Annotated in this window: 19 protein-coding genes; 12 read left to right on the top strand and 7 right to left on the bottom strand. The window is 53.5% G+C overall.

Going from position 1 to position 26960, the window contains the following annotated elements; all coding sequences use genetic code 11:
* Nucleotides 1-1599: sensor domain-containing diguanylate cyclase (locus DACE_RS17590; protein ID WP_238326432.1), on the top strand; the 1599-nt coding region annotated here is incomplete at its 5' end.
* 132 nt (nucleotides 1600-1731) lie between these two features.
* Here DACE_RS17590 and DACE_RS14785 read toward each other — a convergent pair.
* The 7 genes from DACE_RS14785 to DACE_RS14750 all read right to left on the bottom strand — a co-directional run bounded on the left by DACE_RS14785 (nucleotide 1732) and on the right by DACE_RS14750 (nucleotide 10791).
* Nucleotides 1732-4020: a multiheme c-type cytochrome gene (locus tag DACE_RS14785; protein ID WP_006002542.1), complete on the bottom strand. Its 2289-nt coding sequence runs from the start codon at nucleotides 4018-4020 to the stop codon at nucleotides 1732-1734.
* 26 nt (nucleotides 4021-4046) lie between these two features.
* Nucleotides 4047-4874 carry a cytochrome c3 family protein gene (locus DACE_RS17585; RefSeq protein WP_006002541.1) on the bottom strand — a complete coding sequence of 276 codons (828 nt, stop codon included), beginning with the start codon at nucleotides 4872-4874 and terminating at the stop codon, nucleotides 4047-4049.
* Between the two features lie 13 nt (nucleotides 4875-4887).
* Nucleotides 4888-6102, bottom strand: coding sequence for a hypothetical protein (locus DACE_RS14775; protein ID WP_006002539.1), 1215 nt, complete (start codon nucleotides 6100-6102; stop codon nucleotides 4888-4890).
* Between the two features lie 567 nt (nucleotides 6103-6669).
* Nucleotides 6670-7761 carry an SEL1-like repeat protein gene (locus DACE_RS14765; protein WP_006002538.1) on the bottom strand — a complete coding sequence of 364 codons (1092 nt, stop codon included), beginning with the start codon at nucleotides 7759-7761 and terminating at the stop codon, nucleotides 6670-6672.
* Between the two features lie 26 nt (nucleotides 7762-7787).
* On the bottom strand, nucleotides 7788-8612 hold the full coding sequence (locus tag DACE_RS14760) for a hypothetical protein (protein WP_006002536.1): 825 nt from the start codon (nucleotides 8610-8612) through the stop codon (nucleotides 7788-7790).
* Between the two features lie 23 nt (nucleotides 8613-8635).
* On the bottom strand, nucleotides 8636-9928 hold the full coding sequence (locus DACE_RS14755; protein ID WP_006002535.1) for a cytochrome c3 family protein: 1293 nt from the start codon (nucleotides 9926-9928) through the stop codon (nucleotides 8636-8638).
* 80 nt (nucleotides 9929-10008) lie between these two features.
* Entirely contained in the window at nucleotides 10009-10791 is a 783-nt protein-coding gene (locus DACE_RS14750; RefSeq protein ID WP_006002534.1) for a cytochrome c3 family protein, read from the bottom strand.
* Nucleotides 10792-11202: 411 nt separating this feature from the next.
* Here DACE_RS14750 and DACE_RS14745 point away from each other — a divergent pair, with 411 nt between their 5' ends.
* From DACE_RS14745 to DACE_RS14695, 11 genes are all read left to right on the top strand, one after another.
* Nucleotides 11203-12480 (top strand): O-acetylhomoserine aminocarboxypropyltransferase/cysteine synthase family protein, encoded by a 1278-nt coding sequence (locus DACE_RS14745; RefSeq protein ID WP_040367635.1) that lies wholly within the window; start codon nucleotides 11203-11205, stop codon nucleotides 12478-12480.
* Nucleotides 12481-12713: 233 nt separating this feature from the next.
* Nucleotides 12714-13478: a hypothetical protein gene (locus DACE_RS14740; RefSeq protein ID WP_006002532.1), complete on the top strand. Its 765-nt coding sequence runs from the start codon at nucleotides 12714-12716 to the stop codon at nucleotides 13476-13478.
* Nucleotides 13479-13603: 125 nt separating this feature from the next.
* Nucleotides 13604-16267 (top strand): aminopeptidase N, encoded by a 2664-nt coding sequence (pepN, locus tag DACE_RS14735; RefSeq protein ID WP_006002531.1) that lies wholly within the window; start codon nucleotides 13604-13606, stop codon nucleotides 16265-16267.
* 7 nt (nucleotides 16268-16274) lie between these two features.
* Nucleotides 16275-20018: a hydantoinase B/oxoprolinase family protein gene (locus DACE_RS14730; protein WP_006002530.1), complete on the top strand. Its 3744-nt coding sequence runs from the start codon at nucleotides 16275-16277 to the stop codon at nucleotides 20016-20018.
* Nucleotides 20019-20062: 44 nt separating this feature from the next.
* Entirely contained in the window at nucleotides 20063-21124 is a 1062-nt protein-coding gene (locus tag DACE_RS14725; protein ID WP_006002529.1) for a GGDEF domain-containing protein, read from the top strand.
* Nucleotides 21114-21722 (top strand): ribosome biogenesis GTP-binding protein YihA/YsxC, encoded by a 609-nt coding sequence (yihA, locus tag DACE_RS14720; RefSeq protein ID WP_006002528.1) that lies wholly within the window; start codon nucleotides 21114-21116, stop codon nucleotides 21720-21722. Before DACE_RS14725 ends, yihA begins: the two co-directional genes overlap by 11 nt.
* Before the next feature lie 46 nt (nucleotides 21723-21768).
* Entirely contained in the window at nucleotides 21769-22983 is a 1215-nt protein-coding gene (locus DACE_RS14715; protein ID WP_006002527.1) for a bifunctional cobalt-precorrin-7 (C(5))-methyltransferase/cobalt-precorrin-6B (C(15))-methyltransferase, read from the top strand.
* A gap of 30 nt (nucleotides 22984-23013) precedes the next feature.
* Nucleotides 23014-23364, top strand: coding sequence for a PilZ domain-containing protein (locus DACE_RS14710; protein WP_006002526.1), 351 nt, complete (start codon nucleotides 23014-23016; stop codon nucleotides 23362-23364).
* 6 nt (nucleotides 23365-23370) lie between these two features.
* Nucleotides 23371-24333 (top strand): tRNA dihydrouridine synthase, encoded by a 963-nt coding sequence (locus tag DACE_RS14705; protein WP_006002525.1) that lies wholly within the window; start codon nucleotides 23371-23373, stop codon nucleotides 24331-24333.
* Between the two features lie 262 nt (nucleotides 24334-24595).
* Nucleotides 24596-26443 (top strand): hypothetical protein, encoded by a 1848-nt coding sequence (locus DACE_RS14700; RefSeq protein WP_006002524.1) that lies wholly within the window; start codon nucleotides 24596-24598, stop codon nucleotides 26441-26443.
* A gap of 199 nt (nucleotides 26444-26642) precedes the next feature.
* On the top strand, nucleotides 26643-26861 hold the full coding sequence (locus tag DACE_RS14695) for a hypothetical protein (RefSeq protein ID WP_006002523.1): 219 nt from the start codon (nucleotides 26643-26645) through the stop codon (nucleotides 26859-26861).
* Nucleotides 26862-26960: the final 99 nt, after the last annotated feature.

The following is a 26960-nucleotide window of genomic DNA, read 5'->3' as shown; positions in this document are numbered from 1 at the left end:
ACGAATGAAATTCGTATATTCAAGGTGCAGTTGCACTACCCGACTAAGAGAGACACTATGTCCTTACGCCTGCGTACTTTATTGACTCTTATTCTTATCCTCGGCGTTTCGCTTGTGTCGATGATGTTTGTCATGCACCGTTATATTTTTTCTGCGTTTAATTCGCTAGAACACCTGCACTTCAACCGGCTTGGTGAGCATTTTGTTCAGACCATTGGCAGTCAGGAGGAGTACTTCACCTCCTTTGTCCGTGATTGGGGCGTGTGGAATGACAGTTATCAATTTATCCAGGATCAAAATCAGGGCTATATTGATGACAATTTCAATGATGAGACGCTGACCGGGATTGGAACGCTGTGTATCCTTTACTTTGACCTCGACTTCAACCTTGTTTATGCGTTCTCTTTTGCCGAGGATCGTAAGATAGCGCTTTCTGTGGCCGAATCTGTCAAGCACAGCCGCAAGCATATTCAAGCGCTGAACCTTGAGGTGAAAAGCTCCTTTTACCTGTGTGTCAAACAGCTCAATGGTCCACTTCTTACCGCTATGTATCCTATTTATCCAACGGATCGCAGTTGTCCAGCCAATGGCTACATCCTGATGGGACGGGCCATCAACAGTCAATATTGCTATGATGTGTCAAGCCACTCCGGATTTGATTTTGAACTGGTTAAAGTCTGTGACAAAACGGCAACGGCTCAAAAGAATGAAAAAAAGACGAGTCTGACCTATTCATTTATCTCGGAAGATTTTGCCGAACTGACTCTGATGGTGCGCAATGTCGACCATCAGCAGGCCTTTGCCTTAAAGACAAAGGTTTTTCGTGAGATGAACAACCATCTGCGCCAGGTGTTCAAGGTGACTGTCACCGTGATGGTCATGTTGGGTGTTATCGGGATTTTGTTGGTTGAATTGCTGTTGAACCATCTGGTCCTGTCGCCGATCTCCGCTCAAATTAACCACTTTAACCGCATTGGTGAGAGTGGTGATCTCAGTGAGCGATTTGAAGATCACAGCAGCCGTGAGCTCCACCAGTTGTCACAGACCGCCAATCACATGCTGGATCGGATTGAATCGTTGAACAAGGAGCTGCAGTTGGCGTCCATGACAGACAGCTTAACCAGGGTGGGAAACCGCCGTCAGTTTGATGAGCATCTTCAGCATGAGTGGCTGATCGCTCGGCGTAACGGAACGGTTGTCAGCCTGCTGATGATCGATATTGATCACTTTAAGCTCTACAATGATACCTACGGTCATCAGGATGGCGACCAGTGCCTGCAGTCCGTTGCCGAGGTGATTTCGAATCAAGTCAAGCGAGAGGCTGATCTCGTTGCCCGCTACGGTGGAGAAGAGTTTGCGGTTATTCTTCCCGATGTTCCGCTTATTGGGGCGCAAAAAGTGGCCGAGCGGATCCGGCAGGCGATCAATGATCTGGGGATCCCCAATGTTGATGCACTAAAGACTCCCTGGATTACTGTCAGTATTGGCTATGAGTCGATGTCGCCGCAGTCCGGACAGGATTGTGAGGAGCTGATCCGTTTTGCCGACCAGGCACTGTATCGGGCGAAAAAAGCCGGACGCAATTGTATTATAAGCTGAAATGAGTAAGAACCGGTCGGCACTTTATGTCAAAAGTGCATGATGGTAGATAAACTAAAAGCCCCACATCGAACGATGTGGGGCTTTTGATGTTATCCGGCAGAGAGTCCTGCCGGAAGTAGAGGTTATTGATTATGGACGAGCTGCAAGGTTGGTATCAGCATCAGCGCCGAACCACATTGCTGCATCAGCATAAACGGCTTCATCAATCGTAATGGAACCGGTCAATGAACCATGTTGCAGCAAGTCAATGGAGTCAAAGAGCAGGCGTTTAGCATAGTAGCGGTTATGCGCATAGGCGCCCGGCTCGTCATCCATGTACTTGTAGTTCTGGTAGGTGCCATAGTAGTCAATGGCAACTGTTTCGTAATAAGCCAGGAACTCATCAACACCGTTACCGTCCGGATCAAGTGTCGGTGAATCAGCCGTCAAGTCAACATTCAGAGTATTGACCGTGGTGTTGGTGATGTAGTTTTCCAAGACCATAATTGCTTCTTCAAAACCAAGCTTCTCTTCTTCAAGAACTGAAGCGTCAAAGTAGTGGTCGCCTGCCGGATCAGTAGTGTTGTGACACGCTGCACAGGTTTCAAAGCTGGTGATTGAAGTAATCTCACCAGTGACTTCATCTTCTTCAACAACGGCAAAAGTATGGTCAGAGTCTGCCATATGGCAACCAACACAAGGACCGGAAGTTCCTGTTCCTGCATACACTTCGTTGCCATCAGCGTCAATTGTGCCGATATCGGCGTGATGGAAGTAAGAAACATTCGCGTAGCTCTGGCCGTCAAACTCGTATCCAAGATGTGTTACAGAGCTGAACAGGGTACCTGCTGCCGGACCATGATGGCCTTCGAAGCGGCTGGAACGACTTGCATCTTTCAAGTTGTCCACATTGTTGCGACCACCATGGCAGTGGATACAAGTGTTTGAATTGCCAATGTCGGGGATAACAACGGCAACGCCATCATAACTGTAGCTCATGGTGTTGTCGCCTGATGCATACAGGGCACCCTGATTGTCGCTATGGCAGCCCCAGCAGTAGAGCAGCTCGTTTTGGCCGGAAGAAGTAACAATGCCATCGCCGTCAACAGCCCAATCTGCAAGATGAGAGAAGTCATTGTTAGCTGCGTCGTAGGTAGTAGGGTCAGCCGTGTAGTTCTTGAAACCTGTTGCCGTATGACATTCCTGGCAACTCTGGCGATTCTGGGCATCCCAGTCGTAATGCGGGAATGCATTATCCGCACCCAAAGAACCTGCTTCTTTGATGGCCAGAGATTGGGCAATCGTACGGTTTTGGTCGAGGCCGCCATCGGCAATCTCATCGCCGTAGAATTCAGCAACTTCCAACTTTATGTCGCCAAGTTTGCCAGCGTGGCCAGATCTTGCCCACTGATCATTGATGGTGTTAGAGAAGCTTGAAGAGTCATCATCAGCACGAATCTCTTCAACAGCGTGGACATCGTGACAATCACGGCAGGCACGCTCGCTTAAGGGGTTAACGACATAACCTTCGATAACGTCGGTTGTTGTCGGGTCATCGTAGTGGGTATCCGTGATGATGCGGTAGTATACATCCTCATGGTACATCCATTCTGCATCATCAGGGGAGCCACTGTCACTCATGTGGCAAGAGGTACAAGTTGCATACTCGCCACTAGCAACAACATGACCATGGTCTTCCACTTCTTCAAACAGCAGTCCGCCAGCATTGTGTGGATTGTGGCAGGTACGGCATTGAACAGCCTCATCGCTCTCAACAGCGAAAACCGAGGCTTCCAATTGGGTCTTGGTGGTCACGTCTTTATACAGACGACCACCGAGATCGGTATGGCAACGTGAGCAAACGGCTTCGTTGCGTACGGAAGCCGTGTAGTGGCGGGAGGCCACGTAGTTTGTGCCGATATTGTTTGCTTCGGGATGATAGGTCAGATGACTCTCCGGCAGTTCATCATGGCAGGCGGCACATTCTGCAATGCCTGGCTCGGCCATGGGGATCGGTCCGACACCATAGTGGTCACCGCCAGCGCCGTGACAGGCTTCACAGCCCACAGCCGCGAGGCCGTCAGCCGGCACGTTGGCTGCGTCAATCATGCTTTCGAGTCCTGGGCCATCGCCAATGGGGTCGTGGCAGTCGAGACAACCATCAGCGGCATCGGCCTGAGTAATGTGGTCACTGTGAATGACGTGAGCTCCGGCCAGATAGTCGGCCACTTCTTCAGAACTCCAGCTGAAGTCTTCATGGCAACCGATACAGGTGGCAGCACCAACATAGCTGATGCCGGTATCGGTGTCTGAACCCAGATCATCTTCCGCCGGGGCGGCTGACTGATCGCCGCCGGAACCGGAGTTACTTCCGCAGGCCGTCAACAGCAGGATGCTGCTGAGAACTACGAAAAAAGAAAACCAATGTTTAACCTTCATTCCTACCTCCTATGTTGTCGTGTGTGTTAGTGACACTTACGGCAGGTTCGGCCATCGCTGGCACGAAGCATTCTTCCATCAATGTCATCCCAGTCCTTGGGATGGGGGTTGATTCCCAGACCACTGCGGGCACTGTGGCATTTGATGCACACATCGCCTTCGGGGTGGCACGCCTGGCAAGTCACCAGGTTCTTGCGTGCCTCTCGGGCGTGGCCGCTGGTCCATTCGTGTGAGGGTAAGATCGAGTCGACATGGCAGGTCTGGCATTGAGACTCATCGAAGCTCTCATGGGCCGGACCGGTGGAGCCGACGGTTAAGCTGCTGAAACTGCGCTGATGCGAAATGCCGGTGAGGGATCCGCGACGAAAATCGCTGTGGCAGTCGGAGCAGAAACTGCTCTCATGGCAGCTGGTACACAATTGGGGGTTGGTGCGTGCCGCAATCGGGTGTGATACATGGAAATCGCTGCGGTGCACGTTAGTCATGCTGTTACCGAAGTCACCCATCTCGTCGGCAAACCCGGCAGTGTGGCATTCCAGGCAGTCATTTTGCTGGTGACAGGCTGCGCAGTCCATGGACTTGCTCTTTGCCGCAGCGCGGTGACTGAGCGACCAGGTGACATCATGGGTTTTGAGCCCGGAAAACGAGACTTCTTCGACCATGGTTGCCTCATGGCAATCCAGGCAGATAGCGACATCGGGAATGATGCTCTCAGCATCCGCCACATGGCAGGTGCTGCAGTCTTTACCTTCGAAAATGGCGACGTGCTCGTCATGATCGAAGGTGGTGGCCCAGGCCGTGGATGTCACCAGCACGACCATAACGGTCCAAAATATCAATACTGTGTGCTTCATATGTGACTCCTTTTTAGAAACGGACATTCAAGCGAACGCGGCCACGGTAATACTCGTCCCACAGATCGCTCTCAACCCGTTCAACCTTGGCCTGTAAGTTGATTTTGCGGTTAAAGGTGACAGTGCCATCGACCCAGATGCGGGAGTTAGTGGTCTCATCCTCGTCTTCGTCAAGGTAGCGTTCCATAACGTCGAGGTGAACACCGGCTCCAGCCTGGAAACGGTTGTTGATGGTGGCAGCCGCATAGACCTTGACACCGGCCAGATCCTGACCATCGGGATCTTCACGCCAGGTGCCGATCACGTAACCGGAGAAACGACCGGTACGGATTTTTTCGATCCCGACTTCAAACACGTCGGCATCGGCGTCGTACTCGTACATCTCGCGCGCGTAGTTGACAAAAGCACGCAAGCCCGGCATCAGGCGCTGTTCGTATTCAACGAACAGTTCCTCGTACTCATCCACGGCAAACACCGAATAGATGGAGGTGGAGGAGAATACCGGAAGTGAGTAGAGATACTCGGCACGCACCGACCAGTTGTCGCTGCGGTGGTACTTGGCACCGCCAAGAAAATAGCTGACGGCGTTGGCAAGATAGTTAAACTGGGTTTCGCTGTACACGTACAGCATGTCTTTAAAGTCGTAATCGACATCGAGACCGAACAGTTCATTGGCCAGCTCACTGTGATCCCATTTCTGCAGGTAGGACAGTCCGAGATTCAGATCGTCCATAAAGGTGCGACGAACCTCGATACCGGCAATGAGATCCTTGGCGTTGTAGCCATCGTAATAAGCGACATCGCCACCACCAAACACGGTGATGTCAACATCACCCCAGCCCGAATACTCCATATACAAACCATCCATAATGGAAGCACCGGCAGTGGTGGAAATGAACTGACGTCCGAATCGCACATCCAGATCTTCGATTAGATCCTTCTTCTCAAGGTACGCATAGTACAGCCGACTATCGACATCTGCTTCATCGGCCAGGTCATCGGCAAGGCGACCGTATCCCCGAAATGCCAGGCCATTGTTGTCAATGTCGTGAACATTGAGCAGCATGTACTGGTAAAAGGGGACGGCGGTGTCACCGTCGCCGGTGTCGTACCACTCGAATTCGGTACTCGACCGTCCTGATACTGTTATCCCTAACGCGCTATTCAGTGGGAAACCCACTGTGGACAGGATAGCGACGCAGAGAAACAGCCGTAGCCAACATTTCATTCTGCCTCCCTTTCTTTCTTTGTTGGACATCATTGGGGCTGTATTTCTCCTTTTCGGGCCTCCTTAACCTCCGTTTTATTTTTGAGAAATACAGAAACGAACGTTCTTTCAGTTGTACTGACTTTTACACTTTTTGCAATAAAATTAAGTTAAAACTTATCTTAGTTAAACGCAATGTCCAGCAACTAGCTTGATTTTGGGTATTTTTTTTAAACGGAATAGACAGAAATTAATTTTATGCGATTTTTGGTGAAAAATATTTTAACTATTGACGGAAAAAGGAGGGGGTATGATATGGCTTGAAAGGTCTTTTGCAGGCCCTTTACAGCGCGTTAGGCGGCTCTCGAGGGAAAGGTGTTTTTTTGAGACACCGCGCCCCTGAATTTAAGCAGACTTTAATGGAGCTTGTGCTTGAACAGATTGGATTAAAACACCTAGGAGCAAATTCTATTCAGGGGAGAGCTAAGAGGGGTGTTTGGTAAGACGTGGGGAGCTTCCCCTGTTCTCTGCACGCTCAAATAGATGGACATTTAGACCACATTTGGGCGTACAGAATTCAGGCTCGGCTTATCGGGACAGCTTAAAGTAAAAGCGGGTGTAGCTGCCGTAGCTGCTGCGAGCATAGGATTGCAGCACCCAGTCCAGCCCTTCGCTCATGGACTCAAAGGTTTTGCGGTTGACAGGAATCGATAGTGCCAGACTGATGGCTGGGTCGATCTGAGCTGTTACTTCACCGTTAGCGGAGCTGATTGTGCCGATGGGGCCTTCAGGGCGGTCTTCAGTGAATATCTTGCTGCTGTTGGCGTTGCCGACCAGCCGATACGTCAGCGTCATAGGCGGTTGCATACGACTCTTTTGCAGTTGGCGCATAGCCATGTCAATTCGCGCCATGGGCACGTCTTCAGCGGCCAGACGTTCTTGCTCTGTGCCGCGGGCGGTGAGCTCGCGCTGGGTTTGCAGTGCCTGACGGTACCAGTGGATGGCTTTTTCGTAATTAATGGCTTCACTTTTGCCATAGAAAAAGTAGTCGCCCAGGGTTAGCGCGGGTTGCGGATCAACGCCTGCTTCGGCAGCTCGGCGCAGCCATTTTTTTGCCCGGGCATAGTCTGCCTGTTGATGGTAGAACGCTCCGAGCCGGGTCATGGCCGGGTAACTCCCGGCTTCGGCTGCTTGGGTCAGCAAGTCAAGGGTGGCCTGAGCCTGGTCGTCTCGTTGAATCAGACCGGCTTCGACGAGTAACGCCATGTTGTACCATTGGCGCGCCGTCATTTTGTTGCCGGCGTAAAGGCGGTTGTAGGCTTTGGAAAGCAGGCTTTTGGCAATGGTGCTGTTTTTGACTATGAGGCTGCTCAGCTTTTTTTGCGCCTGCGGAGTGGCACTGACATAGCCCTCAGGCAATTGTGAGGTGTAACTTTCAGCCAGCAACAATTGAGCGTCCATATCATCACGGTCGGCGGCGAGGCGGATGAAGTCGACTCCGGTGCGTTGTAATTCGTCTTCAGCGTGCGTGACAAATTCCTTGCCGCGCTCATAATAGTCGTGGGTCGAACATTTCCAACACAACTTGTAGCTGTAGTTGTAAAGCATGGCGCCGCCGGCCAGCAGGATGCAGCTGATGAAAAGCACACTATTGAGTAGCAGTTTGTTGCGCGGAATCATGCGAGTATCCTTTGTGACGGTGCCAATCAGGAACCGGGCAGTAAGTTGTGAGGATTGCCATGGCAATCATTGCAGTCTCTGAAACCTTCCAGCATTTCGGCGCTGTGCGGTGTGTCATGGCAATCGTTGCATGTCGTCATGGCGCCGTGTTCTTCGGCATGGCAGAACGTACAGTTGAGCAGGGAGTGTGCCAGGTGTCCCTGCTTAAGTTCGGTGGCGGGTTCTTCATGGCAACCGCCACAGGCACTGTTGTCAATGGCATCACTGTACAGCAGGTCACTGACATGGTGAACCGGATGGCATTGCATGCACGCCTTACTGCTGATAAACGGTGAGTGCGGTTCTTCGTGGCATTCGGTGCATTTTGGCAGATAGCCATGCCGATCCTGATGGCACTCGCTGCATGTCATGTCACTGTGTGCGCTGGGCTGTGTCATCTCCTCGGCCGGTTGCTGGTGGCACTGATGACACAGTGGCTCAAGTGTGTTGAGGTTGAGACTGGCGACGGGAGCGTGGGCGTTGCTGTGACAGGTCAGACAGGCCGACATGATAGCAGATTCACCGTGCGGGTAGTCGTGACAATCACTGCACGCTGGAACGCGTTGTTGCCAGGTAAGTTGTTTGGAAAAGTTGTGAAACGTTTCATGGCAATCTCGGCACACCATTTTGTGGGCACCGCCTTGATCGCGCAAGTCTGTAAAAACCTGTTCGTGGCAGCGGGCGCACTCCAATGTGGTCATTGGAGCGATGGACTGGGAGAACACATCGTCCTCGGCGTTGGCGATCCCTGCACTGCTCAATGTGGTGGCAAGGAGGAACAGGGTGGTAAAAACGGTTGCTCGTATCGTCATGGCGGACCTCATTGGTTGCCGGATTAGTTCTTCAGGTTATGCGGCCCGTTGTGGCACTGGCCGCAGTCTGTAAAGTGTTGATGGATACTGGAGTCATGGGGTTCTCCATGACAGTTGTCGCACGACAAAATGACTTTATGTGTGCGGCGGTGGCAGAATACGCATTGAACATCAGCGTGCCCGGTGGTGTTGGCGGACAGTTGTTTGAGCTGGCCGCGGTGGCAACTGCCGCACAGGTCAGAGCGGATGCCGGCTTGAGAAAAGCGCAATGCCAGAGGGCTGTGAGGCTGGTGGCAGCGCAGACAGTCGCGATATGACATGGTGTCGTTGTGACCGTCGTGACAGTCCAGACAGGACATGGCCTCACCGTGCTCCTGGTGGCACTCGTTGCAATCCATTTCGTTGTGGGCACTCGGCCACTGGGTCATCTCCTGTTGTGGTGCTTCGTGACAGGAGATGCACACGGGTTTGATCGGTGATACGGCGGTCAGGTCGATCTCCAATGGCGCGTGCGGGCGGTGGCAAGCCGTGCAGTTGTCCAGTTTGTAATGGGGATGATCACTCGGTGCATGGCAGTCGGCACAGGACGGAATCACGCCCTCTTCGTGAGGAGGGTGGGCAGTGTGGCAATCACTGCAGTGGATATCGGAACTGTGTGCTTCGCCTTTAGCTAGAAGCTCGTTAACCTGATCTTCGTGGCATGCAGCACAGTGATCTGCCGGGGTGTCGTTATCCCACAGGTACGTGGTCGGCGCATGGGGCTGGTGACAGCCGAGGCAATCCTGATAGGTCATCTCAGGACTGTGTTTATCATGGCAATCAATACAGGTGGAGAACTGACCTTTCTCAGTGCCGTGCTCAGTGTGGCAGTCGTTGCACTGCTGCTCGGCATGTAGACTCGGTGTCTTGTCCATGGTGGTGCCGACGTCGTCGTGGCAGCTCAGGCAGGCGACTTTTGGCTCATCAAGAGCGCTCAGGTCGTTGATGCCCGGTGCATGAGGGTTGTGACAGCTGCTGCAATTCTTAAGTGTAAAGTGCTTGTGATCATCGCCGTTGTGACAATCGCTGCATTCGGGGATGATCGCGTCGCCGAGTGGCGGATGGTTGTCATGGCAGCCGAGGCAACCCATGTCATCACGATGGGCACCGCCATGATCGCGAATGTCCACGGAGGGTTGGTGATGGCATTTGATACAGTCGGCGCCCGTCAAGGGAACAGCGGTGATCTCGCCAAAACACAATGAGGCGCAGAACACCAGCGAGATAAACAGCAGCAGACCTGCCGACAGACGTTTTGCGTGAGCACTACACATCATGGAAACCAACCGTCAAAAAGAAGATGGAAAAGGCTGCATCGGCTGCTGCTTTTTAGAATTGCAGCAGCCGATGCAGGTGTTTATTCGGCCAATGCGTGGGGATCGATATGACACTCAACGCAGGTCGGATATTTTTCATGCATGATGCCGTGTGGCTTGCCATGGCAGTCAATACACGGCGTAATGGTCATGTGCTCATCGACATGGCACTCGGAACAGGTCAGTTCGTGGTGCTTCTTGGTCGACTTGGCCAGCATGGCGGCAATGTCTTCGTGGCAAGCTGCGCACAAATCCGAAGGCAGGTCGTTATAGGTGACCTCTTTCGGGCTGTGGGGTTTGTGGCACAGGGTGCAATCGTTGACGGTCATGCTTTCAGAGTGCCCGTCGTGGCAATCAAGGCAATTTTGATATTGGCCCTCTGCCAGACCGTGGGCATTGTGACAGGCGTTGCAGTCCTGCTCGGAGTGCAGACTGGGACGGGCGGCCATCTCTTCACCCTGATCGGGGTGACAGGAAATACAGGCCGGCTTGACATTGTCCAGAGCCGTGAAATCGATTTCGAGAGGGTGGTGCGGATAGTGGCAGCCGACACAGTTATCCAGCGTGTAGTGGGCGGTTTCTTCGGGTGCGTGACACAGGGCACATTGCGGGATGACCCGATCACCCAGCGGGGGGTGTTCCAGGTGGCAATCGCGGCAGCCCATGTCAGCATGCGCGGCACCGTGAGCCGCGACATCTTTAACGGCGTTGATATGACATTTGACGCAATCCGCGTCGGTCAAAGTCTCTTGTGCCAGAGTATTGGTGGCGAAAAAAAGACCCGCAGTAAGGATAAGGCCGAAAACGACCACAGACTTATTCATAGACTCCTCCAAGACAACTCATTGAAATTCACTATAAAAAACAATGGAATAAATAAAATCAACATGACAATTGTATACAAAATTATGAGCTTCATATCTAACCAGAATCGGGGCCGGAAATCAACATTTGACTTCACGAAAGGCAGAAAAACAGCCGATTAGTCTATGGCCAACGTGTTCAACAGGGTAAAAATGATCGCATGGTGGCCGTGGCAACCTTAACGGGTAGAAGATGATAGATTTCGCTGCAGGCTGGCCGCCTGTTTAACGCCAATCCGGGCGATTTTGCGTAGTGACTTTTTACCGAAAACGCGTTAGCCTCATGGGCCTTGTTGCAACATGTTATTTCCCGAGATCAGTGGCTTTGGTCTGCTGGGTCTTGTGTCGGGTTTCAGTAAAGGAGTAGAAACTATGGATGAGCAATGGAGTGTAGAGACTCTGGCGATTCAGGGCGGCTATCGTCCTGAGGCGGCGCAGCCGCGGGTAACGCCTATCGTTCAGAGCACCACCTTTAAGTACGATAATGCCGATCATATGGCGAGTTTGTTTGATCTGGATTGCTTTGATCCCATGTATACCCGTATCGGCAATCCCACTTGGGCGGCTTTTGAGCAGAAGATGGCCGAGATGGAAGGGGGCGTCGGCGCTCTGGCCACCTCTTCAGGTCAGGCGGCCAGTACCCTGTCGATTCTTAATATCTGCCGCAGTGGTGAGCATGTGGTCACGGCAGGTACCCTGTATGGTGGGACCTATTCACTGTTTTACAATACCCTGCCGAAGATGGGGATTGAAGTGACTTTCGTTGATCCGGAAGCCAGTATTGAAGAGATTAAAAGCCATTTTCGCCCGGAAACCAAGGTGTTGTTTGCCGAGACTATCGGCAATCCCGGCCTTAATGTGCTTGATTTTGAGAAGTTCTCGGCCGTTGCTAAAGAGATGCAGGTGCCGTTGGTTATCGACAATACCTTTGGCACCCCCTATCTGTGTCGCCCCTTTGAGCACGGTGCCGACATTGTCATCCATTCGGCTACCAAATATATTGATGGCCATGCCACCAGCGTTGGCGGTGTGATCGTTGACAGTGGAAGGTTTGACTGGAGCAATGGCCGTTATCCTGAATTGACCGAGCCCGACAGCAGTTACCACGGGCTGTGTTACACGGAAAAGTTCGGCAACATGGCTTATATCATCAAGGCTCGGGTTCAGTTGATGCGCGATCTCGGCACCAGCCCGTCACCGTTTAACACCTTTATGTTTAATCACGGGCTGGAAACCCTGCATGTGCGTATGCAGCGCCATTGCGAGAACGCCCTTGAAGTGGCCAAGCGTCTGGAGTTGCATCCCAAGGTCAAGTGGGTGTCCTATCCGGGGCTGCCGAGCCATCCCAGCTACGAACGGGTGCAGAAATACCTGCCCAAGGGTGCCAGCGGCGTGCTGACATTCGGCATTGAGGGTGGTGTGGAAGCTGGTCGTCGTTTTATGGAAAGCACCAAGCTGATTGCCATGGTGGTTCATGTCGGTGATGTGCGCAGTTGCGTGTTGCATCCGGCCAGTACTACTCATCGCCAGCTCAGCGAGGAACAACAGATCGCTTCGGGGGTTACGCCGGATCTGATCCGTTTGTCTGTCGGTATTGAGAATGTTGAGGATATTATTGCCGATATTGATCAGGCTCTGGCAAAGAGTTAGTTTTTCGTTTGCGGTTTTGTCATCGCCCTTACGACAGGCCGCAGAACGATGAATTCTGCGGCCTGTCGTGCGTCAATGAGATGCGGGGCGGAACCTGCCGGCTGTGCTTTTTCAACAGACATTGCGCAAGAAATGCTCTATAGTAAACGATTTGTGAGGGGTTTTTACGTTGTGCGATGATGTCGCACAGGGATGTAGTGTTATGTCGGTATGTTCATGCAGGAGTTGTCATCATGCCAGAGCGTGAAAAACAACAGAACGATTCGCAAGAGCAGGGTACGGAGTCTCGTAAAGGCATTGCCGCTCTGTTTGCCCGCGAAGAGCTTAAAGATCTGTTTATCAAATATCTGATCCTGATCGGGGTCATTGAAGGTTTCATCTTTTTTGTCAGTTTTCTCAGCCAGTTGGGGCCGGAAAATGTGCCTTTTCCGTGGAAATCGTACTTCTTTGCCGCCTTTATTGTGCCGCTGACCATCACTTTTTTGCTTGGTGTGATTGTACTGGGATTTGACCGCTATCTCTATGGCCATCAGCCGTCCGGCTCTTCGGAGACCGCCGTTGGTCTGAGTCCCTCCGAGCAGCAGACGCGGATTCACAAGTTTCATGCGTTTATCTATGTCATCCGCCAGATTCCTTTTTTGATGGGGCTGTTGCTGCTGGTCGTGTTGTCGGGTGTGGTCTACAAACTTGATGGTATCCTCGCGGTGATCGGCCATGTTGGAGAACGGACCGCTCATTACCTGTTTATCGGTCTGGCGGTGGTGCTGGCTGTTGGTGCGGTGCTCGGTCTGGTGTGGATGTTCATGAGCTACAACTTGCGTAAAAAAAGCATGGAGTACCAGTATCGGTATAAAAAAGATGTGGTGGATAAAACCGGTCTGATCATCCTTGATGACGACCGGGTGATGGACCGTGACGGCAAGATGCTGTCCGGGGATCAAGTGCCACGTATTGAGCATAATGATGATGACGACAACGATGCCATTCTGATCGAGTAGTGTGGTGTCACTGCCGTTGAGGTCATAAGTGGCCCTGCTTCGTGACCGGAGTGGGGCCTTTTTGTTTTGTCGGATCGGCACGGCGCTCGCCCGCTACGAGAGAACGCGCTACAGGAGAACATGTTATGGCAGATAAACCCCAACCCACGTATCTCAAAGATTATGTTCCCTATCCGTTTGAGGTCGAACGGCTAGATCTCGAATTTGACCTGGAGCCTCACCATACCCGAGTGCTGTCGCGGGCACGTTATAAGCGTAAAGAGCATGTTGATGTGGAAGAGCCGCTGCGCTTGAACGGTGCAGGACAGACTCTGCTCTCGTTGTCCCTTGACGGGACACCGCTGACGGCGCTGGATTACCGCTGTCAGGATAGTGGCCTGGTGCTGCCCAATGTGCCCAATGCCTTCGAGCTGACTGTGGTTACCGAAATAGACCCCGAGGCCAATAAAGCGCTGGAAGGGCTCTACCTGTCGAGCGGGAATTTTTGCACTCAGTGCGAGGCGCAGGGCTTTCGCCGTATTACCTATTTTCCTGATCGTCCTGATGTTATGACCCGCTATACCACGACGATTCGCGCCGACAAGCAGCGTTTTCCGGTGCTGTTGTCCAACGGTAATCTGGTGGAACAGTGTGACCTCGATGATGGCCGACATCTGACTCGCTGGGAAGATCCGTTCTTCAAGCCCAGCTACCTGTTTGCTCTGGTGGCTGGTGACTTGGTTTGCCAGGAGGATGCGTTCACCACCATGTCAGGACGTGAGGTGTTGTTGCAGATCTATGTTGAGGCGCGCAATGCCGATAAGTGCGACCATGCCATGCTGTCGCTGAAAAAAGCGATGGCCTGGGATGAACAGCGCTTTGGTTTTGAATACGATCTCGACCGCTTCATGATTGTTGCTGTGGATGATTTCAATATGGGCGCCATGGAAAACAAAGGCCTCAATGTGTTTAATTCCAAGTATGTCCTTGCCCGCCCGGAAACCGCCACGGATGATGATTTTCTCAATATCGAAAGTGTGGTCGGCCACGAATATTTTCACAACTGGACCGGTAACCGCATCACTTGCCGTGACTGGTTTCAACTCAGTTTGAAAGAGGGGCTGACTGTTTTTCGTGATCAGGAGTTCTCTGCCGACATGAACTCGGCGGCGGTTAAGCGCATTGAAGAGGTGCGTATCCTGCAAAGTCATCAGTTTGCCGAAGATTCCGGGCCCATGGCCCACCCGGTACGCCCCGAATCCTATGTGGAGATCAACAATTTCTACACCATGACCGTATATAGCAAAGGTGCTGAGCTGATCCGCATGATGCAGACCCTGCTGGGGCGTGACGGATTCATGGCCGGCATTCGCCTTTATGTGCAGCGCCACGATGGTCAGGCGGTAACCACTGATGATTTTGTTGCGGCCATGGAAGATGCCAGTGGTGTTGATCTGGACCAGTTTCGACGCTGGTATTCGCAGGCAGGAACGCCGGTGATTCATGTTGAACAGCACTACGATGGTGAGCGGCAGCAACTGACCCTTGATGTGACGCAGAGTTGCCCGGCCACACCGGGCCAGCCTGACAAGCAGCCGTTCCATATTCCGTTACGCCTGGCGTTGCTCGGTCCGGACGGTACGCCGCAACCGTTGCATCTAGTGAATGAGTCTGGACAGCAGGGAGCTGAAGAGCTGGTATTGTCAGTGACGGCGGCACGCCAGAAGTTCTGCTTCGAACAGGTGGGTGAGGGTTGTGTCGTCTCACTGCTGCGTGATTTTTCAGCGCCGGTGAAATTGACCATGAACACCTCCCGCGATGAGTTGGCGTTTCTCATGGCCCATGACAACGATGCATTTAACCGCTGGAATGCCAGCCAGCGATTGGCCGGAGGGTTGTTGCTTGATCTGGTGGACAGGGTGCGTAAGGGGCAGAAGCTGATTCTGGAGCCGATGTTTGTTGAGGCGTTTCGCACCAGTTTACTCGATGAGCAGACGGACCCGTCGCTGTTGGCTCTGGCTCTAGCTCTGCCGCTGGAGAGTTTTCTTGCGGAGCAGATGGAGGAGATTGACCCGCAGGCGATCTTCACTGCACGCGAATTTGTCCGCCATGAAGTGGCTGTGCAACTTAAGGACGATTTTCTTACCGTTTATCGTCGTTGCGCCGATAGCGGACCGTATGAGGTAACACCCCAGGCTGTGGGGCAACGGCGATTGAAAAATCTCTGTCTCGGTTATCTGGCCGCTTTGGCGCCGCAGGATAACATGATTTGGCAGATGATTCTCGAGCAGTTCTCCACCGGCCGTAATATGACCGATGTCAGTGCCGCGCTGGGGCTGCTGGCCGATCATGACAACCGCGACAGCCGTCATGCTCTTGACACGTTTTATGCTACCTGGAAAGAGGACCCTCTGGTGGTGGAGAAGTGGCTGGGTATTCAGGCACGGTCGCGACGTGAAGACTGTCTGGAGCAGGTGGAGCGGCTGATGGGAACGCCGGCGTTCAACTTGCACAACCCCAATAAGGTGCGCTCACTGATCGGTGTGTTCTGCCAGGGCAACAGCGTCCGTTTTCATGCGGCTGATGGTTCCGGTTACGATTTTTTGCGTCGTCAAGTGGCACTCATCGACCCGTTCAATCCGCAAATTGCCGCCCGTCTGGTGGCACCACTGCTGCGCTGGCCCCGTTATGACGATACGCGAAGTGCGCTGATGAAGCAGGCGCTGGAGCAACTGCAGGCGAAAACCACCCTGTCGGCCGATCTCTATGAAATGGTCAGCAAGGGCCTTGATCAGAACAAAAAGGGGTGATGGTGGGATGATGGCGGCACCCTGGTCTGGAATCCGTTTTGCGATTGATCGTGGCGGCACGTTTACCGATGTCTATGCCCAACTGCCCGACGGGCGCAGCTTTGTGCATAAGCTGCTCTCCGAAGACCCGCGCAATTATACGGATGCACCGCGTGAAGGGATCCGCCGAATCCTTGAGCAAATTGGCGGCGAGGCGTTGCCGGAACAATTCAGTGCCGAGGGCATTGTTTCGGTGCGGATGGGAACGACCGTGGCAACCAACGCGCTGCTGGAGCACAAAGGGGCCAAAACCGCGTTGCTGATCAGTGAAGGCTTTGCCGATCTGTTGCAGATTGGTGACCAGACCCGCCCTGAGCTGTTTGCCTTGCATATTCAACGGCCGATACCACTCTATGATGAGGTGGTGGAGATCAGCGAACGGATTCGTCCGGCGCAGCCGAAGGAACAGGCCGATGCCGTGGGCTGTGATGGTCGTGGTTACCGGATTCTCCTGGCGCCGCAGGTGGGACAGGTGCGTGCCCAGCTCCAACACCTGCGCCAACAGGGCTATGACAGTGTGGCCGTGGTATTTGCCCATGGCTATGCCTGCCCCGGCCATGAACAGCAGGTGGGGGCGCTGGCGCGAGAACTCGGCTTTACCCAGGTGTCGCTGTCGCATGAGGTGATGCCGACGGCACGGCTGGTGGCGCGGGGTGACACCACGGTGGTTGATGCCTATCTGACGCCGAAAATCCGTCAGTACAGCGATGGATTTTGCAACGGTTTCAGTGATGGACTGGCTCACTGTGAATTGCGCTTTATGACCTCCGATGGCGGCCTGGTTCCTGCGGAGAATTTCAATGGCAGCCGTGCGTTGTTGTCCGGTCCGGCCGGCGGTGTGGTCGGTTTTGCCCAAACCTGTCAGCGGGCGTTTCCCGATCGGCCGGTGATCGGTTTTGACATGGGTGGCACCTCAACAGATGTGTCACGTTTTGACGGCGACTACGACCTGATTCAACAAAGCGAGATTGCCGGAACACGCATACAGGCTCCACAGCTCAACATTCAGACTGTGGCCGCCGGTGGCGGTTCAAGATTGTTTTTCCGCCATGGCATGTTTGAGGTTGGTCCGGAGTCGGCCGGTGCCCATCCGGGACCGGTGTGTTACCGCAAGGGGGGGCACCTGACCGTCACTGATGCCAACCTGCTGTTAGGACGTCTGCAGCCGGACTTCTTTCCGAAGATCTTTGGTGAGGATGAACAACAGCCACTCGATCTGGACGCCACCCGTCAAGCCTTTGCCGTGTTGACCAATGAGGTTAATCAGTGGCTCTCTGAGCAGGAGCGTCCGCCCATGACCGCCGAACAAGTGGCCGCAGGCATTCTTGATGTCGCCAACGAGCAGATGGCGCGTCCGGTGCGAGCGGTGTCGGTGCAGAAGGGCTTTGATCTGGCTGAACATGTGCTGGCTTGTTTCGGTGGCGCTGGCGGTCAACATGCCTGTGCCATGGCGCGAAAGCTGGGTATGGAAACTATCTTTATTCATCGCCATGCTGGAATCCTGTCGGCCTATGGCATGGAACTGGCGCAGCCGGTGTGCGAGCTGCAGCAGGCGGCCTGTGGTGAACTGACGACAGAGGGGGTGGCAAAGCTTGACCTTGTCCAACAGCAGTTGGCGGAGCAGGCCTACCAGACTCTGATTGCACAGGGGGTTGAGCGCCAACAGATCGATAGCCATGTTTATCTCAACCTGCGCTATGCCGGCACCGATCACGCCATGATGGTCATGCGGCCGGAGGATGGCGATTATGGCCGCGCTTTTCGCGAGGCGTACCGCCGGGAATACGGCTTTGAACTGCAGGCTACTATTGAGGTTGATGATGTGCGGGTGCGCGCTGTGGCACGTCAGAGTGCCTCTTTGACCGAATGTGCTGTTGCGGCGGTGCAACTGCCCGAGTCGTTGGCGACGGTGGCGTGTTACTTCGATGGTGCGTATCATGAGACGCCTGTGTGTCTGTGGCGGGATGACTGTGCCGACACAACGCTGGTTGGGCCGGCGCTGTTGATCCGCGACACGGCAACCGTGGTGGTTGAGCCGGGCTGCAAAGCATGTTTCAACGCGGACGGCGACCTGAGTATCTCGGTGGACGCTCGTGTTCAGACGTCTACGACCGCTTTGGATCCGGTGCAGTTGGCACTGTTTAGTAACCGCTTCATGTCCATCGCTGAGCAGATGGGTTATGCGTTGCAGCGTACGGCCATCTCCACCAATATCAAGGAGCGCTGCGATTTTTCCTGTGCGCTGTTTGATGCCGATGGTGCGCTGATAGCCAATGCGCCCCACACTCCGGTGCATCTCGGTGCCATGGGAGAAGCGGTGCGCGCGCAGATCGCCGTTAATGACGAACCGCTTCAACCAGGCGATGTGCTGCTCAGCAATCATCCGGCTATGGGTGGCAGCCATCTACCCGATATGACGGTGATCACGCCGTTGTGGCATGACGGAAGGATCGTCATGTATGTGGCAAATCGCGGCCATCATGCCGATATCGGCGGGGTGACACCCGGGTCCATGCCGCCGTTTTCACGTCGGCTTGATGAAGAGGGTTGTGCTATTCGCCGTATGAAACTGGTTGATGGTGGTGTTTTTCAGGAAGCACGGCTGCGTGAAGTGCTTCAGGCGGCCGGCAGTCGGCGCCTGGATGATAATCTGTCCGATTTCAGGGCGCAGGTGGCGGCCAATCAGTGTGGCTGTCGTTTGCTCGAAGGGCTGATTGGCCAGCTTGGTTTGCTCTGTGTGCAGGCCTATATGGGTTATATTCAGGATCATGCTGAAGCTGCGGTGCGTGATGGTCTGTTGCGGCTGGTGGCACAACATGGTGGCAAGCAACAACTTGTGGCCGAAGACTTTCTTGATGACGGTACGGCCGTGCGTCTGACCGTGGATATCGACCCACAGGGGCTGGCCCATTTCGATTTTCGCGACAGCGATGCGCAGCAGTGGGGGAACCTCAATGCCCCGCTGGCTGTGACCTGGTCGGCCATCCTGTATGCGTTGCGTTGTTTGGTTGCCGAACCGATCCCTCTCAATCATGGTTGCCTGCGACCAGTGCGGTTGAGTGTCGCCGAAGGATCAATTCTGGCTCCGGATCAACTGGCCGCCGTCGTTGGTGGTAATGTGCTGACCTCGCAACGGATTGTCGATGTGTTGTTCAAAGCCTTTGGTTGTGTGGCCGCCTCGCAGGGGTGTATGAATAACCTGACCTTTGGCAACGAGCAGTTTGGCTATTACGAGACTGTTGGTGGCGGCAGCGGCGCCGGACCGGACTGGGATGGCTGTTCCGGGGTGCATAGCCATATGACCAACACCCGTATCACCGACCCGGAGATTCTCGAATTACGTTATCCAGTGCTGTTGCGTCAATTTGCCATCCGTTATGGTTCCGGTGGTTGTGGGCGTCATCCGGGAGGCAACGGTCTGATTCGTGAACTCGAATTTCTACAACCGTTAACCGCCTCGATTCTCTCAGAACGCCGGGTGTTTGCGCCCTACGGGCTTGAAGGCGGAGGCTCTGGTCGCTGTGGACGCAATCGGGTCTGGGTTGCCGGGCGCGGCTGGATCAACCTGACGGGCAAAAACAGCGTTGCCGTGGCGGCCGGTGATCGGTTGCGCATTGAAACACCTGGTGGTGGCGGTTTTGGAAAATGTGACGACAGATGCGCCAGCTCTGCTATGATACAACAATGTGGCAAACGGATGGGCGGCTGTTGAAACCGGGTCGTTGACGGGCAGTGCTGATTCAGAGGTAAATCATCATGCGTCATGACAAAAGTCTTTTTGAGCGGGTTCGTGAGAACGAGCAGTTGGCTGAGAAGTTTTACAAGGTCGAGCTGAAGATTCTCTCCACCTTGAAATTTGCGGATTTCTTTGACACCTTGCTCAAGGAGATCTCCGATGTTTTTCAGGTGCCTTTTGTGTGGTTTTCGCTGATTGCCGATACCGAAGTGGCGGCTATGCTGCAGCAGTGTCGGGGCGAATGCAGCGAACGGCAACGGATCAACCTGATTGATCGCCATCAATTGCAGCGTTTGATCGGTGATGATCTCAGTGTGCAGCTGGTCAATGATCAGTTGCATCGCTATCTGCCGCTGCTGCCGAAAGATCAACACTATGCGGTGCGCTCCATCGCGGTGGCGCCGATCACGCTGGACGGCATAGTGATCGGCACGCTTAATCAGGCCGATGTTGATGGTCAGAGGTTTGCTCCGGGACTCAATACCGTGCTGCTGGAACGTCTGGCGCTCAAGGTGGCAATCTGTCTGTCCAATGTCACGGCTCATGAGAAACTGCGCTCTTTGGCGTGTCTTGATCCGCTGACCGGTCTGCTCAACCGCCGGGTTCTCGGTCAGGCGTTGCAGCGTGAGTTTGACCGGGCGTGCCGTTACGAGACCGCGTTATCGGTTGTGTTTATCGACCTCAACGATTTCAAGCAGGTCAATGACAACCATGGCCATGATGCCGGCGATCTGCTGCTGCAGTATCTGGCCGATTGTCTGCAACGCTACAGTCGTACCACGGACTTGGTTGCCCGTTATGCCGGTGATGAATTTGTTTTGGTGCTTCCTCAGACCGATGGCGAAAACGCCGGGCTGCTCATGGAGCGGCTGGATAAAGAATTAAGCCGCCAGGGCATGCTCTATGGGGACGCTCTGGTAGCGGTCTCGCTGAGTTATGGTGTGGCCAGTTTGCCGGATGGAGATGTCTCCAGCCCAGAACAGATGTTGAAAAAAGCCGATCAGGCTCTTTATCGTCATAAACGACGCAGTAAGGTTCATTCCGTCAGTCGTCATGAAAGTGCAGGTTTGAATGCAGATTAAAACGGCCCAGTTTGTCAAGAGTGCCACCCGCCCCGGTAATTATCCGCCGGCAGAGCGTCCTGAAATTGCCTTTGCCGGTCGCAGTAATGTTGGTAAGAGCTCCCTGCTCAACGTCATGGTGCAACGTAAAAGCCTGGTGCGGACCTCGTCGACACCTGGGCGTACGCAGTTGATTAACTTCTTCGATCTCAACGAAGAGATTTATCTTGTCGACCTGCCTGGATACGGCTTTGCCAAAGTGCCCATGGCGGTAAAAAAACAATGGGGGCCGATGATCCAGACTTATCTGCAGAGCCGTCAATCTCTGTGTGCTGTGGTGGTGTTGTTCGACATCCGTCGGGTACCGCGTGAGGAGGACTTGCAGTTGCTTGACTGGCTCGAGGAGTATGAAGTCCCGACCATTCCGGTGATTACCAAGGTGGATAAAGTCAGCCGTAATCGACGCGCCGCGCAGATTGCTCCGATTGCTGAGGCCACCGGATTACCGGCGGAAGCTTTCAGCCTGTTCTCGGCGCTGACCAAAGAGGGGCGCGATGAGATCTGGGAGCGGTTGGAAATTGCCATGGAGGAGTGCTCCTGTCTTGACGCAGAGGTCTGAACTGGTTAGTCTATGGTGGCTTAATAAATAAGGAAGGGTAGATTATATGGGAATCGTTTATGTGGTTGGTGCCGGGATTGAAGGGCAGGAAGGGTTTAGTGCCCGGGCCTTGAGTCTGGTGCGCCAGGCGCGGGTTCTTTATGGTGCGCCGCGGTTGCTGGAGTTGTTTGGCGATCTTGATGTCGAAAAGGTGGCTCTCAGCGGCAACGATGATCTGTCGCAGTTGGTAAAAGATCAGCCCGGACCGGTTGTGGTTCTGACTTCCGGTGATCCGCTGTTTTTCAGTATCGGCCGCAATCTGCTGCGCAATTTACCCAAAGACCGCCTTGAATTTGTTCCCAATGTCAGCTCAGTGCAGTCTGCGTTTTCCCGGATTAAAGAGCCGTGGGATGATGCCGTGTTTATCTCTACCGAGCAGCGTACTCTGGCTGATATCGGCGATCGGATTATTGCCAATGACAAGGCGGCGGTACTGACCGATGCCCGCCATACCCCGGCAAACATTGCTGACGAATTACTGCGGCGCGGTTTTGACGGCTACACCGTATATCTGTGTGAAAACCTAGGGACGACGCAAGAACGCATTGTTAAAACCACGGTTCAGGAACTGCCGACCATGCAGGCCGCTGAACTCAACGTGCTGATCCTGATCAAACGTTATGACAACACCACGCCGGGGGATCAGCCGACTCTAGGAATTGCCGATGGTGAATTTCTCACTATGAAAAAGCAGATCACGCCGGAAGAGGTGCGGGTGGTGGCTCTGGCGAAATTGCAGTTGCGTCATGACATGGTATTGTGGGATATAGGCGCCGGCAGTGGTTCCATTAGTATCGAAGCGGACTTTTTGTTGCCCCACGGACGAATTTTTGCCGTGGAGCGTAACATTGAATATATTAAGTTTTTGCGCGAAAACCTCAACCGTTTTCACCCGCGCAATGTTCGGGTTGTGGAAGGCGAAGCGCCCAGTTGTCTGGAAGATCTGCCCGACCCGGATCGCGTGTTTATCGGTGGTTCAGGCGGCAACTTGTGGGAACTGCTCGAGGCGGTGGATGGACGCTTGCCGGCCGATGGCCGGGTGGTTTTGACCGCCATGACTCTCGATACCCTGGTGGCATCGAGCGACTTTTTTGGAAATTCGGGATATCTGGTGGATGTGACAACCCTCAATGTGGCCCGAACCAGCAGCAATACTGATTACAAGGTCTTTGAGGCCCATAATCCCGTCTATATTATTGTAGCGACCAAGGCTCAGGATTAGCCGACGACCGGTCAGCCAAGGAGTAAGGCGATGGAACAAGAAGAGCGACGCCGTGATCCACGGTACAACACGTTGAATTTTGTTTATTTCAGCTTTCAAGACCCAGCCAATGGTGATGGAGAGTATATGGGTAAGACCCTTGACGCCAGTCTGCGTGGTCTGTTGCTCGAAGTACATCTTCCGTTGCCAATTGGTCAACGTCTGAATTTAAGTGTTGGCGCGGGTGAAGATATTTTCGAATTTTCCGGCGAGGTGGTTCACTGTATGGACCATGATGGTGGCATGTTCTGCACGGGGATTGAGTTTGATCCGATGACTGTAGAGAAAAAAGAGAAGCTGGAGCAGTATCTTACCGCGTTTGCCAAGGAAAAAGAGGGCTAGACACTGGTGAAAACACTACCCTGGCAAAAGGGGACATTTCCTCTGATGCTGGCTCCGATGCAGGGGCTTACCAATCGGGCCATGCGGGCTGTCCAATGTGACATTGGACAGCCCGATGTCGTTTTTACCGAATTTGTTCGTGTTAGTCACGTTGCCCGCCAGCGCATTACGCCGAATGATCGGCGTGAGATTCTGGCGGGTGTGGACGATGTGCCTCTGGTTGTGCAGTTGATTGGTCATCGCAGCGAATCTCTGGCCGAAGCAGCGCAGATTGTTGCCGACCTCGGTGGGGCCCATGTCAATCTCAACATGGGCTGCCCTTTTGGCCGGACGACAACGGGTAAGACCGGCGGTGCTATGCTGCAGGAGCCGGAAAAAATCGGGGATTGTCTGCGGGCGATACGGGCCGCCTTTCACGGCTCTGTGTCGGTTAAAGTGCGTGCCGGTTACGACGATCCTGAGCAAATTTTTGACTTGTTGCCGGTGTTTGAAAAGTATGGCGTCGATTTTATCGTGCTCCATCCACGCACGGTGGTACAGAAATATGCCGATGATGCCGACCATGCCGTGACTGCACGGGTTGTGGCGGCTACAGCACTGCCGGTGATAGCCAATGGCGACCTGTTCAGTGAAGAGCGGGCACGACAGGTGGCTGAACAGACCGGTGCTGCTGGACTGATGCTGGGACGTGGTGCCATTGCTGACCCGTGGTTGTTTCAGCGAATCCGTGGTCGTGGTGTTGAGCCCGATATCTCACAGCGCCTGCAGCAGATGGTCGTTTATTTTGACCGTCTGTCTGAGAACTATGTCCCGTTGTTTTGCGGCGAACAGCAGGTGTTAAGCAAGTTGAAGAATGTGCTCGACGCATTTGTAGATCCCGAGTTGCAAACATTGAAAAAAAAGTTGCGTCGCTGTAAGACGTTATCTCAATTTCATGATGTTTTACGGGCCGCGTCGCTGACGATGTGAGCGCGTTGGGACCGGTGTCTATTTTGGGGGCGCTAACGCCCAGAGAACGGACGTTCATTGCATTGTGAATCGTCAATTGTATACAATTGTTGGATTGACTTTGTTCGTTATTTCGTGGTAGTAAGCGTAGCGCTGTATAATAAAAACATACAGTGAACGCAGCGTTGCCATGTGGCAACGCTCAATCAACGTTGTTCCGGCCAGGTAGAGAGCTTTGTTGCTCGGGGGCGGCCGGCAATCTGCTGAAGTAAGGAGTTTTTTAATGGAGAAAAGGGTATCGCGTTGGGTATCGTTGGGCCTGATTGCGGCAGTTCTGCTGCTGTTTGGCGCCCAGAGTGCTCTGGCAGATATGGAAACCTGCCTTGAATGTCACGACGATGTCGTTACAGCCAGTGACTTTATGGCATCGGTCCATGGTCAGCAAGAGTTTGAGTGCCTTGATTGTCATGAAGTTGATGATCTGACGGCTCACGTCGACGAGGGTGTGCTGCCCGGTCCCGTTAATTGTGCCAATTGCCACGACTCGATTGCTGAAGAGCATGCCGGCAGTGTTCACGCGCAAAACGAAGTGGGTTGTGCCGATTGTCATGACGGCATCCACACGCTGGAGGAAGCTCCGGCAGGCAAGCAGTCCATTGTCAACGGTTGTAACAACTGTCATGAGATGGAGGGCTATGCCGAGTCCACACATGGTAAAGCGATTGCTGAAGGCAACGAAGACGGCGCCTCTTGTGCCGACTGTCACGGTCTTCATGCCATTACCGGCCTGTCCACCTGTGATGTGAAGGTGGCCCGCTCCTTCGGAACCGATGCCTGTATCACCTGTCACGGTGACGAAGAGATGATGGAGCGCAACGAAGTCTACGGCGGTGCCGTTCATACTTATCTGGCCAGCTACCATGGTAAGAGCTACCGTCTCGGCTATCCTGAGTTGACAGCCACCTGTGCTGACTGCCATGGCAGCCATGACATCTATCCGGAAGACAATCCTGCGGCAACCATCAATCTTGAGAATCGTGCCGATACATGCGGTAAGTGCCATGAGGGTTCCAGCCGTCTGTTCAGCCAATTCTATTCTCACGGTGATCACGCCGACTTTGATAACTACCCGGTACTGGCCGTGACCTTCTGGGCCATGACCACGTTGCTGGTGGGTACCTTCTCCGTGTTCTGGCTGCACTCCATCCTGTGGATGATTCGCGGCATTGCCGAGAATAAAGAGAAGAAAGCCGCTCTGGCTGCGGGGAAAGCGCACATTGAGATTCCTGATGGACACCGGGTCTACAAGCGCTTCCAGAACTACCATATTTTCATGCACTTGCTGGTCATTATCAGCTTCCTGATCCTGGCATTGACCGGTCTGCCGCTGAAATTCTCCAGCCAGCACTGGGCTCAGGTGATGATGGACTTCTATGGCGGTACCGCCAACGCCGCGTTCGGTCACCGCATCGGTGCCTGCATCACATTCGTCTACTTTGGTATGGCGATTGTTTTGAGCATCCACTTCCTGTTTATCCGCAAGGATATCCCTGGAATGTGGTTGCAACGGCTGTTTGGTCCGGATTCTCTGATGCCGAACCTGCGTGATATCAAAGATGTGACCGGCATGGTCCGCTGGTTCCTGTGGAAGGGGCCCAAGCCGACTTTTGAGCGCTGGAACTACTGGGAGAAATTCGACTTCATCGCGGTCTTCTGGGGTATGTTTGCCATCGGTGGTTCCGGTCTGATGTTGTGGTTCCCTGAGTTCTTTGGCATGTTCCTGCCGGGGTGGGTGTTCAACGTGGCCACCATCGTCCATTCGGATGAAGCCCTGCTGGCAACCGGCTTTATTTTCTCAGTCCACTTCTTCAATACGCACCTGCGTCCGGAGAAATTCCCCATGGACTTCGTTATCTTCAACGGCGAAATGCATAAGGAAGAGTTTGTTGAGGAGCGTGGTGATCAATGGAAGCGTTATGAAGAAATGGGGATCACCGAGCAGTTCTTTAAAGAGAAACCTTCTAGCCCACTGTATGGCCTGATCCTGAGAATCTTTGGATTTACGGCTGTTGCCATTGGTGTTGTTCTGTTGGTTCTGATGGTTGTTTCCATTCTTGGTGGCAGTCATTAGATGATTACAGAATAAATCGGGTACAAAAGGGAGTTGCTTCGGCAACTCCCTTTTATTTTGATGACACAGAAACATCATGTCCCTTATTGAAGGTAGTATGATCCCCGGTTTCTCATCACTGACAAAAGCAGGTTGAGGGGGGCTTTTTTGTTGTCAAAGCTTATGCTAGAGTCTGCGCACGGTTATCAGGAGGATGCGTATGAAGAAATTTGCGGTTTCGCTGGGAGTGATCGGCTTGGTTCTGAATCTGGTCGGCGGCGTGTCAGCGTTGTTCGGGGTGTACCTCATCGCCTTTAAGGCCGGTGTGGAAATGTTTGGCTGGGGCAATGCAAAAACATTTGGTTACCTGTTTTTGTGTGTCGGGCTGTGTTTAGTTGCCGGGGGCGTGTTGTTGGCCAGCTATGTGCGAAACCGATGATCTGGGCTGGTTTGAAGCACGAACATTGGCTGCGGCAAGTGTGGTGATTGTCCATTGTTGGGGACTGCGACTTGATTTTTTCCTGTAATCAACGCAATA

Origin of the sequence: Desulfuromonas acetoxidans DSM 684 (assembly GCF_000167355.1) — a bacterium.
In the GTDB taxonomy this organism is placed as follows: Bacteria; Desulfobacterota; Desulfuromonadia; order Desulfuromonadales; family Desulfuromonadaceae; genus Desulfuromonas; species Desulfuromonas acetoxidans.
The sequence above is the reverse complement of the archived record's forward strand: the minus strand, read 5'-3'. Positions and strand labels throughout refer to the sequence as shown.